Origin of the sequence: Pseudescherichia sp. L3 (genome assembly GCF_024656065.1) — a bacterium.
Classification (GTDB): domain Bacteria; phylum Pseudomonadota; class Gammaproteobacteria; order Enterobacterales; family Enterobacteriaceae; genus Pseudescherichia.
Genome location: NZ_JANKYC010000004.1, coordinates 219,180 through 233,412, shown reverse-complemented (window position 1 = coordinate 233,412; position 14,233 = coordinate 219,180). Strand labels below are relative to the sequence as shown.

At 58.6% G+C, this 14,233-nt stretch carries 13 protein-coding genes; 5 read left to right on the top strand and 8 right to left on the bottom strand.

Annotated elements, in window-relative coordinates; all coding sequences use genetic code 11:
* Positions 1 to 122: 122 nt before the first annotated feature.
* Positions 123 to 2,381: a DNA topoisomerase IV subunit A gene (parC, locus tag NR795_RS18600; protein ID WP_144817592.1), complete on the bottom strand. Its 2,259-nt coding sequence runs from the start codon at positions 2,379 to 2,381 to the stop codon at positions 123 to 125.
* Positions 2,382 to 2,499: 118 nt separating this feature from the next.
* Positions 2,500 to 2,907, bottom strand: a complete 408-nt coding sequence (locus tag NR795_RS18595; RefSeq protein WP_257759001.1) for a YgiW/YdeI family stress tolerance OB fold protein — start codon at positions 2,905 to 2,907, stop codon at positions 2,500 to 2,502.
* 150 nt (positions 2,908 to 3,057) lie between these two features.
* Between NR795_RS18595 and qseB the strand changes: the two genes are divergently transcribed.
* The 4 genes from qseB (at position 3,058) to NR795_RS18575 (ending at position 6,097) form a co-directional block, all read left to right on the top strand.
* The gene (gene qseB / locus NR795_RS18590) at positions 3,058 to 3,717 is read left to right on the top strand and encodes a quorum sensing response regulator transcription factor QseB (protein WP_222889554.1); all 660 of its coding nucleotides are present in this window, start codon (positions 3,058 to 3,060) and stop codon (positions 3,715 to 3,717) included.
* Positions 3,714 to 5,063 carry a quorum sensing histidine kinase QseC gene (gene qseC, locus NR795_RS18585; protein WP_257758999.1) on the top strand — a complete coding sequence of 450 codons (1,350 nt, stop codon included), beginning with the start codon at positions 3,714 to 3,716 and terminating at the stop codon, positions 5,061 to 5,063. Before qseB ends, qseC begins: the two co-directional genes overlap by 4 nt.
* Before the next feature lie 107 nt (positions 5,064 to 5,170).
* A complete protein-coding gene (locus NR795_RS18580; RefSeq protein ID WP_257758998.1) occupies positions 5,171 to 5,752 on the top strand; it encodes an NAD(P)H-dependent oxidoreductase in 582 nt (193 codons plus the stop codon).
* A 30-nt stretch (positions 5,753 to 5,782) separates the two neighbouring features.
* Positions 5,783 to 6,097, top strand: a complete 315-nt coding sequence (locus NR795_RS18575; protein ID WP_042390335.1) for a putative quinol monooxygenase — start codon at positions 5,783 to 5,785, stop codon at positions 6,095 to 6,097.
* An 83-nt stretch (positions 6,098 to 6,180) separates the two neighbouring features.
* Here the strand turns inward: NR795_RS18575 and NR795_RS18570 are convergent, their stop codons facing one another.
* From NR795_RS18570 to NR795_RS18560, 3 genes are read right to left on the bottom strand one after another with little or no spacing between them, the layout of a single operon-like run.
* Positions 6,181 to 7,368 (bottom strand): glycoside hydrolase family 88 protein, encoded by a 1,188-nt coding sequence (locus NR795_RS18570; RefSeq protein WP_257758996.1) that lies wholly within the window; start codon positions 7,366 to 7,368, stop codon positions 6,181 to 6,183.
* Between the two features lie 31 nt (positions 7,369 to 7,399).
* Positions 7,400 to 8,653 carry an oligosaccharide MFS transporter gene (locus NR795_RS18565; RefSeq protein ID WP_042390331.1) on the bottom strand — a complete coding sequence of 418 codons (1,254 nt, stop codon included), beginning with the start codon at positions 8,651 to 8,653 and terminating at the stop codon, positions 7,400 to 7,402.
* A gap of 37 nt (positions 8,654 to 8,690) precedes the next feature.
* Entirely contained in the window at positions 8,691 to 10,502 is a 1,812-nt protein-coding gene (locus NR795_RS18560; RefSeq protein ID WP_257758995.1) for a DUF2264 domain-containing protein, read from the bottom strand.
* 168 nt (positions 10,503 to 10,670) lie between these two features.
* Here NR795_RS18560 and NR795_RS18555 point away from each other — a divergent pair, with 168 nt between their 5' ends.
* A complete protein-coding gene (locus NR795_RS18555; RefSeq protein WP_257758994.1) occupies positions 10,671 to 11,510 on the top strand; it encodes an AraC family transcriptional regulator in 840 nt (279 codons plus the stop codon).
* Positions 11,511 to 11,515: 5 nt separating this feature from the next.
* On the opposite strand, the gene NR795_RS18550 is transcribed toward NR795_RS18555, so the two are convergent.
* The 3 genes from NR795_RS18550 to parE form a co-directional block, all read right to left on the bottom strand.
* Complete coding sequence (locus NR795_RS18550) at positions 11,516 to 11,854, bottom strand: DUF1869 domain-containing protein (protein ID WP_144817585.1); 339 nt, start codon at positions 11,852 to 11,854, stop codon at positions 11,516 to 11,518.
* A 10-nt stretch (positions 11,855 to 11,864) separates the two neighbouring features.
* Complete coding sequence (locus NR795_RS18545; protein WP_144817584.1) at positions 11,865 to 12,197, bottom strand: DUF1971 domain-containing protein; 333 nt, start codon at positions 12,195 to 12,197, stop codon at positions 11,865 to 11,867.
* A gap of 134 nt (positions 12,198 to 12,331) precedes the next feature.
* Positions 12,332 to 14,224, bottom strand: a complete 1,893-nt coding sequence (parE, locus tag NR795_RS18540) for a DNA topoisomerase IV subunit B (protein WP_257758993.1) — start codon at positions 14,222 to 14,224, stop codon at positions 12,332 to 12,334.
* Positions 14,225 to 14,233: the final 9 nt, after the last annotated feature.

The following is a 14,233-nucleotide window of genomic DNA, read 5'->3' as shown; positions in this document are numbered from 1 at the left end:
TTTGTTCCATCGGGTCCGTGAAAAAGGTATTGTTAATCGTAACCTGCGATTTAACAATGACTTTACGGGAAATTTTATGGATAGCTCCCCCTTCGGCGCGAAGGGGGAGAAGCACACAGGAATTACTCTTCGCTGTCGCCAGGGGTTGCCCGACGCGGCGAGTCGATCTCGACCTTGTCGATACGCTGGAGTCCGCGCATCAGCGTCCCGCGACGGCCACGCTCGCCGTGCACCTTCTGCAACTCTTCCGGGCGCATTTTGATTTTGCGCTTGCCGGCGTGCAGGGTCAGCGTGCTCTGCGGCGGCAGGATAAAGAGGTGCGCCAGGCTATCCTCCCCCTTCGCCGCTTCGGCTGACGGAATGCTGATGATCTTATTCCCTTTACCTTTCGACAGCTGCGGCAGATCGCTAATCGGGAACATCAGCATGCGCCCGGCGGCGGTGATCGCCAGCAGCAGGTCGCTGTCGTCCACTATCTCCAGCGGCGGCAGCACATGCGCGTTTTCCGGCAGGGTGATCAGCGCCTTACCGGCCCGGTTGCGGGCAATCAGATCGTTGAAGGTGCAGACGAAGCCATAGCCCGCGTCAGAGGCCATCAGCAGCTTCTGCTCCTCACCGGCCATCACCATATGCTCAACGGTGGCACCCGGCGGCAGCGTCAGCTTGCCGGTCACCGGTTCGCCCTGCCCGCGCGCCGACGGCAGCGTCAGCGGATCGACGGCGTAGCTGCGCCCGGTGGTATCAATAAACACCACCGGCTGATTGGTTTTGCCTTTTGCGGACGCTTTCCAGCTATCGCCCGCTTTGTAGCTCAGGCCCTGGGCATCGATGTCATGGCCTTTGGCGCTGCGTACCCAGCCCATCTGCGACAGCACGATAGTCACCGGCTCGGACGGCAGCATGTCATGCTCGCTCATTGCCTTCGCCTCTTCACGCTCGTGCAGCGGCGAACGGCGATCGTCGCCGAACGCCTCGGCATCGGCCTGCAGCTCTTTCTTCAGCAGGGTGCTCATCTTACGCTCGGAGGCCAGCGTGCTTTGCAGACGGTCGCGCTCTTTTTCCAGCTCGCTCTGCTCGCCACGGATTTTCATCTCTTCCAGCTTGGCGAGATGGCGCAGCTTAAGTTCGAGGATCGCTTCAGCCTGGGTTTCGCTAATGCCAAAACGCGACATCAGCACCGGCTTAGGTTCATCTTCACCACGGATGATCTCAATCACCTCGTCGATGTTGAGGAACGCCACCAGCAAACCTTCGAGGATATGCAGGCGCTTGAGCACCTTCTCCAGGCGATGATTCAGGCGGCGGCGCACGGTATCGCGGCGGAACGCCAGCCACTCGGTGAGGATCTCCAGCAGATTTTTCACCGCCGGACGTCCGTCGAGGCCGATCATGTTCAGGTTGATGCGGTAGCTCTTCTCCAGATCGGTGGTGGCGAACAGATGGTTCATCACCTGATCCATATCTACCCGGTTGGAGCGCGGCACCACCACCAGACGGGTCGGGTTCTCGTGATCGGACTCGTCGCGCAGGTCGTCCACCATCGGCAGCTTTTTATTGCGCATCTGGGCCGCGATCTGCTCCAGCACCCGCGCCCCGGAAACCTGGTGCGGCAGGGCGGTAATCACCACCGCACCGTCCTCTTTTTTCCACACCGCGCGCATGCGCACGGAGCCGCGACCGTTCTGGTAAATTTTGCGGATCTCGGCCCGGGAGGTGATGATCTCCGCTTCGGTCGGGTAGTCCGGCCCCTGGACAATATCCAGCAGCTCATCGAGGGTGGTCTTGGGCTGGTCGATTAGCGTAATGGCCGCCTGGGCCACTTCGCGCAGGTTGTGCGGCGGAATATCCGTCGCCATGCCAACGGCGATCCCGGTGGTGCCGTTCAGCAGAATGTTTGGCAGGCGGGCAGGTAGCATTTTCGGCTCCTGCATCGTGCCGTCAAAGTTAGGCACCCAATCGACCGTCCCCTGCCCCAGCTCACCCAGCAGCAGCTCGGCGTATTTAGAGAGACGCGACTCGGTGTAACGCATCGCCGCGAAGGATTTCGGATCGTCCGGCGCGCCCCAGTTCCCCTGGCCGTCAACCAGCGGATAGCGATAGGAGAACGGCTGGGCCATCAGCACCATGGCTTCGTAGCAGGCGCTGTCGCCGTGGGGATGGTATTTACCCAGCACGTCGCCCACGGTACGGGCGGATTTTTTAAACTTTGCGCTGGCGCTGAGGCCCAGTTCAGACATGGCGTACACGATACGCCGCTGCACCGGCTTCAGGCCGTCGCCGATAAACGGCAGCGCACGGTCCATGATGACGTACATGGAGTAGTTTAGGTAGGCGTTTTCAGTGAATTCATGTAGCGCGAGGCGCTCTGCCATATCGCTCATTACGTGTGATTCCTCAGCGTTTGCACCCAATTATTCAGGGGCAATATTGCCGCAGATTTTACCTTATCTGCCCTCCTGAGTCACAAGAAAAAGGCCGGATAACCGGCCCTTCAGCGATTTACTTAGCGAGCTTGGTGATCTGCTTCACTTCAATCTCAAACTCGTTCCAGTCTTTGTCAACTTTACCCTGAATTTCAACCTGATCCTGCGGAGTCACGTTCTGGCCGTTCCAGCGTTTTTGATCGATTTCCACATTGACCGTACCGCTGGCATCGCGGAAGACATAGCGATCGTCAGAGAGGCGCTCGGTAATGTTGCCCCGCAGCTTCACCCAGCTGTCATCTTTCAGATCTTTCGCCTTCGCCGCCGTCGTCGGGCTGACGTTGTTATCCACAAACCCGCCCTGCTGGGTCTGGTTTTGCGTCTGGGTTTGCGTGGCCGATGGCCCGCTGAAGCCCCCCTCGGCAGCGAAAACGGGGGCAGAGGCCATCATGGCGATGGCGGCAATAGCAGCAAATTTTTTCATCGTGTATCTCCTTTTTGTCTCAAGTCATGCTCCATTAAACAGGGTAGATCTTAACGAGTTCTTAAGCGGAAAATTTAAATTTTTTTACTGTACAGCCGTGGGTTACAGGAGGTTTACTGCCTAAAAGCAGGCTACGGCAAGGAGAGGCAGATGCGAATTTTACTGGTGGAAGATGACAAGCTGATAGGCGATGGCATCAAAGCCGGACTGGGTAAAATGGGCTTTACCGTTGACTGGTTTACCGCAGGCGGCATAGGGAGAGAGGCACTCTATCGCGCGCCTTACGATGCGGTGATCCTCGATCTGACCCTGCCCGAGGTCGACGGGCTGGCGATCCTGCGCGACTGGCGTCAGGCTGGTCGCAGCGAGCCGGTGCTGATCCTGACCGCACGCGACGCCCTCAACCAGCGCATCGAGGGATTACGCCTTGGGGCGGACGACTATCTGTGTAAACCCTTCGCTTTGATTGAAGTGGCAGCGCGACTTGAAGCGCTAATCCGCCGGAGCCATGGCCAGATCCACAGCGAGCTACGCCACGGCAACGTCACGCTCGATCCCACTCGTCTGACGGTCCTCGTCGCTGGCGAAACGCTGATCCTGAAGCCAAAAGAGTTTGCCCTGCTGGAGCTGCTGATGCGCAATGCTGGGCGCGTGCTGCCGCGCAAAGCGATAGAGGAGAAGCTCTACAGCTGGGATGACGAGGTATCGAGCAACGCCGTTGAGGTACATATCCATCATCTGCGCCGCAAGCTGGGCGCGGAGTTTATCCGCACCGTGCACGGCATTGGTTACACCCTGGACGGCGAATGAAACTGACGCAACGTTTAAGCCTGCGGGTTCGGCTCACCCTGCTTTTTTGCCTGCTGGCGTTAGCCGCCTGGCTGGTTGCAAGCGTGGCCGCGTGGCAGCAGACCACTCACAAGCTGGATAAGCTCTTCGATACCCAGCAGATGCTTTTTGCCAAACGCCTGCTGGCGATGGATCTCAACGAGGTCCCTGCTCCGCTGCGCCAGGTCTCCACGCCGGACAAGGTCAGACATGGTCATCTCGATGATGACGCGCTGGCTTTTGCTATCTACTCCCGCGACGGCAAACTGCTTCTGCACGATGGCGAAAACGGTCGGGATATACCCTATCACTATCGTCGGGACGGCTTCAGTAACGGGCAGCTCAAAGACGATAACGATGCCTGGCGTCTTCTCTGGCTCACTGCCCCTGACGGGAGATACCGCATTGTGGTGGGCCAGGAGTGGGAGTATCGCGAAGAGATGGCCATGGAGATCGTGACCTCCCAGCTTACCCCGTGGCTTGTGGCGCTGCCGCTGATGCTGCTGTGCCTGGTGGTGTTGCTCAGCCGCGAGCTGCATCCGCTGAAAAAACTGGCGCGGACACTGCATCAGCGTGCACCAGATACCACCGACATGCTTCCCACTGAGGCGATCCCACCGGAGGTGCGGCCTCTGCTGGACGCGTTAAATAGCCTGTTTGCCCGTACCCAGCAGATGATGGCCCGCGAGCGGCGCTTTACCTCAGACGCAGCTCATGAGCTCCGCACCCCCCTTGCCGCGCTGAAGGTCCAGGCTGAAGTAGCACAGCTCTCGTGGGACGATGCCGAGGGTCAGCAGCGTGCGCTGAGCCAGCTGCACTCCGGCATTGATCGCGCGACACGGCTGGTGGATCAGCTTCTTACCCTTTCGCGCCTCGACTCGCTCGATAATCTGGACGATGTCGAGCAGATCCCGCTGGCGGATCTCCTGCAATCGGCGGTAATGGATATTGATGCCTCGGCGCACCGGGCTGGCATTGCCATCCACCTTGGTATCCATGCGCCAGAGGTGACGCGCCCCGGCCAACCGCTGCTGCTCGGCCTGCTGGTGCGTAACCTGCTGGACAACGCGGTGCGTTACAGCCCGCGTGGCAGCCGGATTGACGTCACCCTGGAGCAGTGCTGTTTTACCGTACGCGATAACGGACCGGGTATTCCACCTCAGGCGCTACCGCGTCTCGGCGAGCGCTTTTACCGTCCGCCGGGACAGGAGGAGACGGGCAGCGGCCTGGGGCTGTCGATTGTGAAACGTATTGCCACGCTGCACAACATGACGGTGAAGGTAGACAATGCGGCAGACGGTGGCGCTATGATCCAGGTTAGCTGGTAGCTGGATTATTGCTGTGAGTGCAAAAGTCTTTGCACATTTTGCTTATTTTTCAATAGGGTCGTGACCGTTAGAATAGTCGGCAAATTCGTTTTCTAACGGGACAAATAATGAGCAACATCTTAATTATCAACGGCGCTAAAAAATTCGGCCACTCTAACGGCCAGCTGAATGACACCATGACCGACGTGGCCGCCAGCTTCCTGCGCGACAGCGGTCACGACGTGAAAGTGGTTCGCACCGATGGCGACTACGACGTGAAAGAGGAAGTGCAGAACTTCCTGTGGGCCGACAACGTGATCTGGCAGATGCCGGGCTGGTGGATGGGTGCACCGTGGACGGTGAAAAAGTACATTGATGACGTCTTTACCGAAGGTCATGGCTCCCTGTACGCCAGCGATGGTCGTACTCGCTCCGACGATGCGAAAAAATATGGCTCTGGCGGCCTGATTCAGGGCAAAACCTACATGCTGTCGCTGACCTGGAACGCACCGCTACAGGCCTTCACCGATAAAGAGCAGTTCTTCCATGGCGTCGGCGTTGATGGCGTTTACCTGCCGTTCCACAAGGCAAATCAGTTCCTTGGGATGGACGCGCTGCCGACTTTTATCGCTAACGATGTGATTAAAATGCCGGACGTGCCTCGCTATACCGCAGAATATCGCAAGCATCTTGCGGAAATTTTTGCTTAACTGTTTGGCGGTACAAAGAAGGAGTTGACCATGTTGACAGTGATTGCAGAGATTCGCACCCGTCCGGGCCAGCATCATCGCCAGGCCGTGCTGGACGAGTTTGCGAAAATTATCCCCACCGTATTAGAGGAAGCGGGCTGCCACGGCTATGCGCCAATGGTAGATACCGCCGCTAACGTGAGCTTTCAGGCCACCAATCCGGACTCTATCGTGATGGTGGAGCAGTGGGAGACCGTTGCTCATCTTGAAGCGCACCTGCAAACCCCGCACATGAAAGCGTGGGGCGAGGCGGTTAAAAGCGACGTGTTAGAAACCCATATCCGAATTCTGGAGCAAGGGGTTTAATCAGGCGGGGGCCAGGCCCCCGCATGTTATACGACGTAGGCCCGGTAAGCACAGCGCCACCGGGCGTTTACCACCCGTACCCGTTACCAGTAGAGCTTCCAGCTCTGGCTAAACCGCATCAGCGCCTCGACGTAGAAGTAATCCCCCCAGCTAGCACACTCATCCACGCCCTTGTTACTGGCGAGATGGTACACCGAGTGCTTCAGCAGCCCGTTGCCAGGTTCGTTAACCCCCATCAGATAGTGCTTATTTAGCGACGACATGATGTGCATCGCCCACTGCTGATAGCGGGCGCGATCGGGATCGCTCACCGGCAGCTGTTTCACCAGCTCCAGCAGGCCGCAGACGGCAATGGCGGCGGACGAGGAGTCCCGCAGCGCATCGCTGCCCACTAAGGCCAGATCCCAGTGGCAGACGCCATCTTCCGGCAAGCGGTTAAGGAAGTAGTTCGCCAGCCTTTTTGACAGCGCAACCATCGTTCTATCACCGGTGTAGAGGTAGCTCAGCAGGAAGCCGTAGATCCCCCACGCCTGCCCCCGCGACCAGCACGAATCATCGGCATAGCCCTGCTGGGTATTGCCGTAGCGCGGTGCACCGGTCTGCACGTCCATGTAATAGGTGTGAAAGGTCGACGCATCGTCGCGGATCAAATATGCCGCCGCCTGCTGAACATGGGCCTGCGCCGCCTCGGCAAAGCGCGGATCGCCGGTCTGCTCGCTGGCCCAGTAGAGCAGCGGCAGGTTCATGTTGCAGTCGATGATCATCCTTCCCGCCTGCTGTGGATCGCTAAGATCGCCCCACGCCTGGATGATCTGCGCCTTTTGATGGAACCGCTCCAGCAGCGCCTCGGCTGCCTGAAGCGCAAAGCCGCGCGCGTCGCGGTTGCCGGTCAAGCGCCAGGCCGCCACGCAGGAGAGCGTATAGAGAAAACCGAGATCGTGGGTGTTGGTATCCTGCCGTCCGGCAATGCGTAGCCCAAAGGAGCGCACGTGCTTCTCCGCCAGCGCGCGATAGGACGCCTCGCCGCTCAGCTCCCACGCCAGCCACAGCTGGCCGGTCCAGAAGCTGGTGGTCCACTCCACGTTATCGGTGAGCGGGTAGTAGCCTTTGACGCAGGTTTCGGCTGGAAACTTTTCACCGAACTCCGTTAAATGACGGCTTATCAGTTCAAGAGTCTGACGGCGGGCGGTAATCAGCTCATCCTGAAAGGCGTGCTCATCCACCGGCGCAGGCACCTCTCCCAGACGCTCCTCAACGATACGATTTAACATATTCCGGTCCTTCTTCTTGTGAATAAATGATCTACCCGGCGACGTTGACCGCAGGCGCACCGCGCCGCTTGCTCTGACAGGCCGACAGGGTAAAGGCAGAGATAAGGGTAAAGGTCAGGGCTATCGCGCCCATGATGATATAGGTCTGCTCAAAGCCGATTTTGTCGTAGAGGATCCCTGCCGGGGAGGAGACCACCACGTTGCCGACGTAGAGCATCGCCTGGTACCCCAGCAGGTACATGGTGGCGTTCACACGCTTATCGAAATGCTCAGCGATGTATTTAAAGACCGACACCAGCAGGAGGCAGATCTCCAGACCGTAGAGCGGCTTGAGCACGGAGATTAAGAGGTGGGAATCACATAGCCCGGAGATGATCAGCCGCGCACCCACCACCAGCCCGACAATCAGCAGCCCGCGCTTGGCCCCGACGTAGTTCACAAACATTGGGATGATCATGTACATCACAAACTCCATCCCCGACTGCACGGTGCCCAGGTAGCCAAACACGGCGTTGCCCTGATGCACATCGTCAAAGAAGGTAACGAAGTAGCGGGAGAACTGCTGCTCGGCGATAAACATCATCCACGCTACGCCCGCCACATAGAGGCAGAAGGCCCAGAACTTGCGGTTTTTCAGCAAGGCATAGACGTCGGCGGGAACGATCTTCTCCTTCGCCAGCACCTCGCCCGCACGCTCGGTTCGCGTATCCACCTTCAGGCTAAACAGCACCACCAGCATCACGAGGGAGGCCACGCTGCCCATAATGAAGTTATAGGCCGGAGAGAGGTTAAACAGCAGACCAGAGAAGGAGGAAGCCACCGCCCAGCCCAGCGATCCCCACATGCGGATCTGGCCAAACTCCATGCCGTTCAGGCGGCTGTAGCGATCGGTATAGGATTCGCAGGCCGCCACGCCCGCGTACCAGGCAAAGCTTAAATAGATTGCGCCGACGACGATCCCCAGCAGCGTATTGGAGAGCAGCAGCGGCTGGTAGACGTAGATAAAGAACGGCGCCATCAGGGCTGACACGGCAACCACGAAGTAGAGCAGATATTTGCTCATGCCGATCTTATCCAGGATGTAGCCGTAGATCGGTTTCAGGATCACCGAGAAGATGCCGTTGACGGCAAACACCGTGCCGATCACCGTCCCGCTCAAGTTCGCTTTTTGCCCGAGCCAGATGGCCAGCAGCCCAATGCTGGCCGACCAGGTAAAGAAGTAGAGAAAGATAAAGGAGCTGATTTTGTAATATTCAGTCCGGTTGGTTTTAATTATTTTATCCATACTATCCTCGACGAAAGCATGTAGGGGTCAGAGTTTTTTATAACGTAATGACTAACGCCGTTGGGTGGCCAACGTGGCGCACCGTCAGCGTTTCGTTATCCAGAAGCACCTCGGGGAGAGAGGTCATATCGCTGTATGCTGGATCGCCCGCGATAGCCGCGCAGCAGAGCCAGTGACGCCCCGGCGTCAGGGTGGCGGTTAATACCGGGATCGCCGCACACTCGGCAAACATCACGCTGCTGTTGGGCGGCGTAATGACGCAGTCGCCGTGGCGCGCAAGGCCGAACGAGAGATCGTAGATAGCGCTGCTGCCGTTCACGGCGTGCACCACGCAGCCCGACGCCTGGCTCTGGTGCGGGGCTTTCATCACCGCGAAACCACCCTCGACGCTGTTCAGATGACGCGCGGTATCGATGCGGTGCAGGCGCAGATGGCCGTCGCCGTAGGGGATCAGCCAGGTAGCAACCTGCACGTCGTGCCACGGTGACCAGCGCGAGAAGATGTAATCATCGTGAATGCGGGTCTCGTCGCAGCCGCGGCGGCCCCGGTAGTACTCATCCCCCTCCGCCAGCAGCAGCATGCTGTCGCAGGCGGCGTGCTTGATCCCGTAGCGACCGCGCTCGATGGTGAAACCGAAGCGGCTGGAGTAGGCAAACTTGGTGTATTTCGCCTCGGTATTGACGTAGTTGTTCAGCTCAAGCTGGCCAGAGGCGAGCATGCAGACGTGTCGTGAGGCTTCACTGTGCATCAGGATCTGCCCGGCATGGGGAAGCGCCCGCCGCGCCGCCAGCGTCGGTAAAGGCTGCTCCTCCACCTGCCAGAACGGATGCGCTTCGGGCAGAGCGAGGATCAGGAACACCTTTAATGCCCAGTAGGGCGAGCCGGGAGAGTTGTAGTCTTCGCACATCGTGAGGTTCGGGTAGGCAAAGCCGAGGGTCAGAATGCCGTCCCGGTCAAAGACAGGCTGCGCCAGCCACCAGCGCAGGTGGCGAAGAACGATCCCTTTCACTATTCCCGGCGTAAATACGTCCAGTTCGGCAAAGGCCACCGCGCTCCAGAAGGCCACCATCGCAAAGCGGTAGGTCAGGCTGCGGCCAAAGGGTACCGACTCGCCCTCTGCCGCCGACATGTAGATAAAGTCCTGGGCGAACCGCTGCGCTCTCTCCCGCAGGATAGCAGCACGATGCGGATCGTCCTCGGCATTGAGCGTGGCGTAGATCAGGCCGTAAAAGTGAAACGCCATTGAGATGTAGTAATCCCTGGGCCGTCCCGGACCGTCGGAGTACCAGCCGTCGCCAAGATAGTAAGCCTCCATCATCGTAAAGCGCCGCTCTACCGCATCACGATCCCAGGGTAGACCGGCGCGTTTAAAGCCAAGCTGCACCATGATGGCAAAGTAGTTCCAGTTGCTGTCGGGCATTTCAGCGTCGGTAATTTGGTTGAGCCAGGCGTGGAGGTTCGCCTGCTCGCGCGGGGTAAAGCAGGCCAGCAGGCGATCCTGCATCAGCGCCAGGCCTAAGCCATAGGCCGCCATCTCCACTAGCCGCTGGTCATAAGGCCCGGTCTCGCCCCAGTAGCCTGGGCTGTGCGGATCGGTCCCCTGCTTGATGGCAGCAATGTATTTACCGCTGAGCGGCGTCTCCTCTCCGCCCGCCAGCAGTGGAAACAGGCCCCACAGCGCGCGCGACAACCCTTCCATGTTGGCGATCTCAACGCTGTAGTGGGCGCAGGTGCTGCCTAATGCGAAGCGTGACTGCCCCTCAGGAAACTGTTTATCCAGCGCGCTCAGCATGTCCGTTACCAACTCAACCATGTGCTGTCGGGACGACAATACATTTGATGTTTCCATTTCCGCATCAGCCTCTTAACAAAGTGGCTCAAGGATAGTGAATCGTTGGCGCGTAGAAATGTTAGCCACGTCACAGCCACGAAAGATGAATAAACTCGCAGTTGAGAAAATTTAAAAAGGTGGTTTATAAAGGCGTGCAGAGGGGTAAAAGTTGAGTTTTATTGCACTATGCGCGATGAGCCAAAATCTGATTATCTGGAGCTGATTACCTTAAACGACGCCGTGGTGTCGTTCAGCCGCCTGTTTGCCAATACCGTGCGCTATCACCACTGGCACCAGTGCCTGGAGATCCTCTACGTTGAGGAGGGCTTTGGGGTAGCGATCGTCGATAATCGCCACTACACCATGCGGCCAGGGCGGCTCTTCTTCTTTCCCCCCTTTACCCTGCACAAGGTGATGGTGGATGAGCAGGCCGAGGCGATCTATCGGCGCACCATTATCCATCTCGATCACCACGCGGTGCTGAAGGCGCTGCGTGATTTCCCCCAGGCCCAGCAGCGATTACAGACGCTCTCCCGGCGCGGCGGTCCGGCGTGGGTGGCAGACGTCGCGGCCTGCCATAGCCATATCGACTATCTGTTTAGCTGCTACCCGCAGCCGATGAACAGCGAAAGCGTCGCCAGCCTGCTCATCAGCCTGTTTGCCATGCTGCCTGCCGATCGCGACGGCGCGCCCGGCGACAGCCGCAGCATTGCCAGTCAGGCGATGATCTGGCTCGATGAGCACTATCAGCATAAATTTAGCCTCGACGCCCTTGCGCAGGAGCTGGGTAAATCACGCAGCTACGTGTCGCGAAAGTTTCATGCTGAAACGGGCGAGAAGATCCACGACTATCTGAATACGCTGCGGCTGCGTAAGGCCTGCGAGTGCCTGCTGCACAGCGACGAGAGCGTGCGTGATATCGCCGCGCGGGTGGGCTTTTCCGACGTGACCTGGTTTATTAGCTCCTTTAAGCGAGGCATCGGCGAGACGCCACTCCAGTACCGGAAAAATCACGCGGCGGCCTAGAGCATCTACCAGCCGCAGACGTTGGTCTCTTCGTCGGATTCATAGCCGCGCACGATATTAATCAGATCCTTCACCGTGTCCGCCGCCGTGGTGGCATCCTCTAATTCAGCAAGGCGGGAAAAGTCTTTATCGGCGGATACGCCGTTATTGTTGTTCGTTACCGTCAACGTAAAACCGTTCTCGCTTTCACTTTTATCTGCCAGCAGGTTGATAAGCTCCGCTACCGCCGTATGGGCGAGAGCCGGTACGTAGAGCGACATCGGCTTCAGATAGGTTTTCTCTGCCGTTGCGTCGCTGCCGCAGTTTGTCACTGTTAAGGCGTAGCCTCTGTTTTCTGTGGTCATGATATTTACCTCAACCTTCAATTAACACCTTGGGATCGACCCAAAAATCGACGTTAAATACCGTATCGTCCGACAAAGCTTCGATGCGGTGCCACTTCTCCGCCGGAAAGACGCCAAACTGCCCTGCTTCAATGGTCAGGGTCTCTACCGGCTCCGGGCTGGTCTCATCGGCATACCCGTAATAGCGGATAGTACCCTGCATGACGCAGAGGCGTGGGTTAACGCCCTGGCGGGTGCCCGCGTCCAGATGACGTTGCCAGATAGAGGCCGGGGCGGTCTCTTTCGTCCACAGGGGCGTCGAGCGAACGTGAACATAGTGGGTAGGTATGACAATGCGCTGCATGATTCATCCTCTTGTTAAGACATTTTGCGAGAAAAGAATGTTGCAGATCATATACCTGTTCTATGTGGAATATGAGTCGCCTAAAGGAGTAGCGGAGGGGGTAAAAAAAAGCCCCGCAGTGCGGGGCTGGTTTATCAGGCTTCGATATCGGCCATATCGCCTTTTTCCTGTAGCCAGTTGCGCCGGTCTTCCGAACGCTTCTTGGCCAGCAGCATATCCATGATGGCGTTGGTGCGCTGATCGTCCTCGTCGCTGATGGTGAGCTGCACCAGGCGGCGGGTGTTGGGATCGAGCGTCGTCTCACGCAGCTGCATCGGGTTCATCTCGCCCAGCCCTTTAAAGCGCTGAACGTTAGGCTTGCCCTTCTTACGCTTCAGCTGCTCCAGCACGCCCGCTTTCTCCTCTTCGGTCAGGGCATAGTAGACCTCTTTGCCCAGATCGATACGATAGAGCGGCGGCAGCGCCACGTAGACGTGACCATGCTTCACCAGGGTGCGGAAATGCTTCACAAACAGAGCGCAGAGCAGCGTCGCGATGTGCAGACCGTCGGAGTCCGCATCGGCGAGGATGCAGATCTTGCCGTAGCGCAGCTGGCTGAGATCTTCACTGTCTGGATCGATGCCGATGGCCACCGAGATGTCGTGCACCTCCTGCGAGGCCAGCACTTCATCAGAGGAGACCTCCCAGGTGTTGAGGATCTTACCCTTCAGCGGCATGATCGCCTGGAACTCACGGTCGCGCGCCTGCTTGGCCGAGCCGCCCGCCGAGTCACCCTCTACCAGGAACAGCTCGGTGCGATTGAGATCCTGCGCGGTACAGTCCGCCAGCTTGCCGGGCAGCGCCGGGCCGCTGGTGAGCTTTTTACGCACAACCTTCTTCGCCGCCCGCAGACGACGCTGGGCGCTGGAGATAGCCATCTCGGCCAGCATCTCCGCCGCCTGCACGTTCTGGTTCAGCCACAGGCTGAAGGCGTCTTTTACTACGCCGGAAACGAACGCGGCGCACTGGCGCGACGAGAGGCGCTCTTTGGTCTGCCCGGCAAACTGCGGATCCTGCATCTTCACCGACAGCACGTAGGCGCAGCGGTCCCAGATATCCTCTGCCGACAGCTTGACGCCGCGCGGCAGGATATTGCGGTATTCGCAGAACTCACGCATCGCGTCCAGCAGCCCCTGACGCAGGCCGTTGACGTGCGTCCCGCCCTGCATAGTCGGGATGAGGTTAACGTAGCTCTCGGTGAGCAGCTCCCCGCCCTCCGGTAGCCACAGCAGCGCCCAGTCCACCGCCTCGGTATCACCGGCAAAGGCCCCAATAAAGGGCTTCTCCGGCAGGGTCGGCAGGCCGTTAACCGCTTCGGCAAGGTAGTCGTTGAGGCCGTCGGCGTAGCACCAGCGCTGCTCGCTGTCGTTGACCTTATCCTTAAAGACAATCTCTACGCCGGGGCAGAGCACCGCTTTGGCCTTCAGCACATGGGTCAGGCGCGATACCGAGAAGCGCGGGCTGTCGAAAAAGCTTTCGTCAGGCCAGAAGTGAACGCTGGTTCCGGTGGCGCGCTTCGGCGTGCTGCCTACCACGGAGAGATCTTTCACCTTGTCGCCGTTGGCAAAAGCAATGTTATAGATCTTGCCGTCGCGCTTGACGTTAACCTCAACGCGCTTTGACAGGGCGTTAACCACCGAGATCCCCACGCCGTGCAGGCCGCCGGAGAACTGATAGTTTTTGTTGGAGAACTTACCGCCCGCGTGCAGGCGGCAGAGGATCAGCTCAACGGCGGGAACGCCCTCTTCCGGGTGGATATCCACCGGCATACCGCGCCCGTCGTCGATGACTTCCAGCGACTGATCGGCGTGCAGGATCACCTCCACGCGTTTGGCGTGTCCGGCCAGCGCTTCATCCACGCTGTTATCGATAACTTCCTGACCAAGATGGTTAGGACGAGTAGTGTCGGTATACATCCCCGGGCGGCGGCGGACCGGCTCAAGCCCGGTTAATACCTCAATGGCATCAGCGTTATAGGATTGCGTCATGGTGTATTC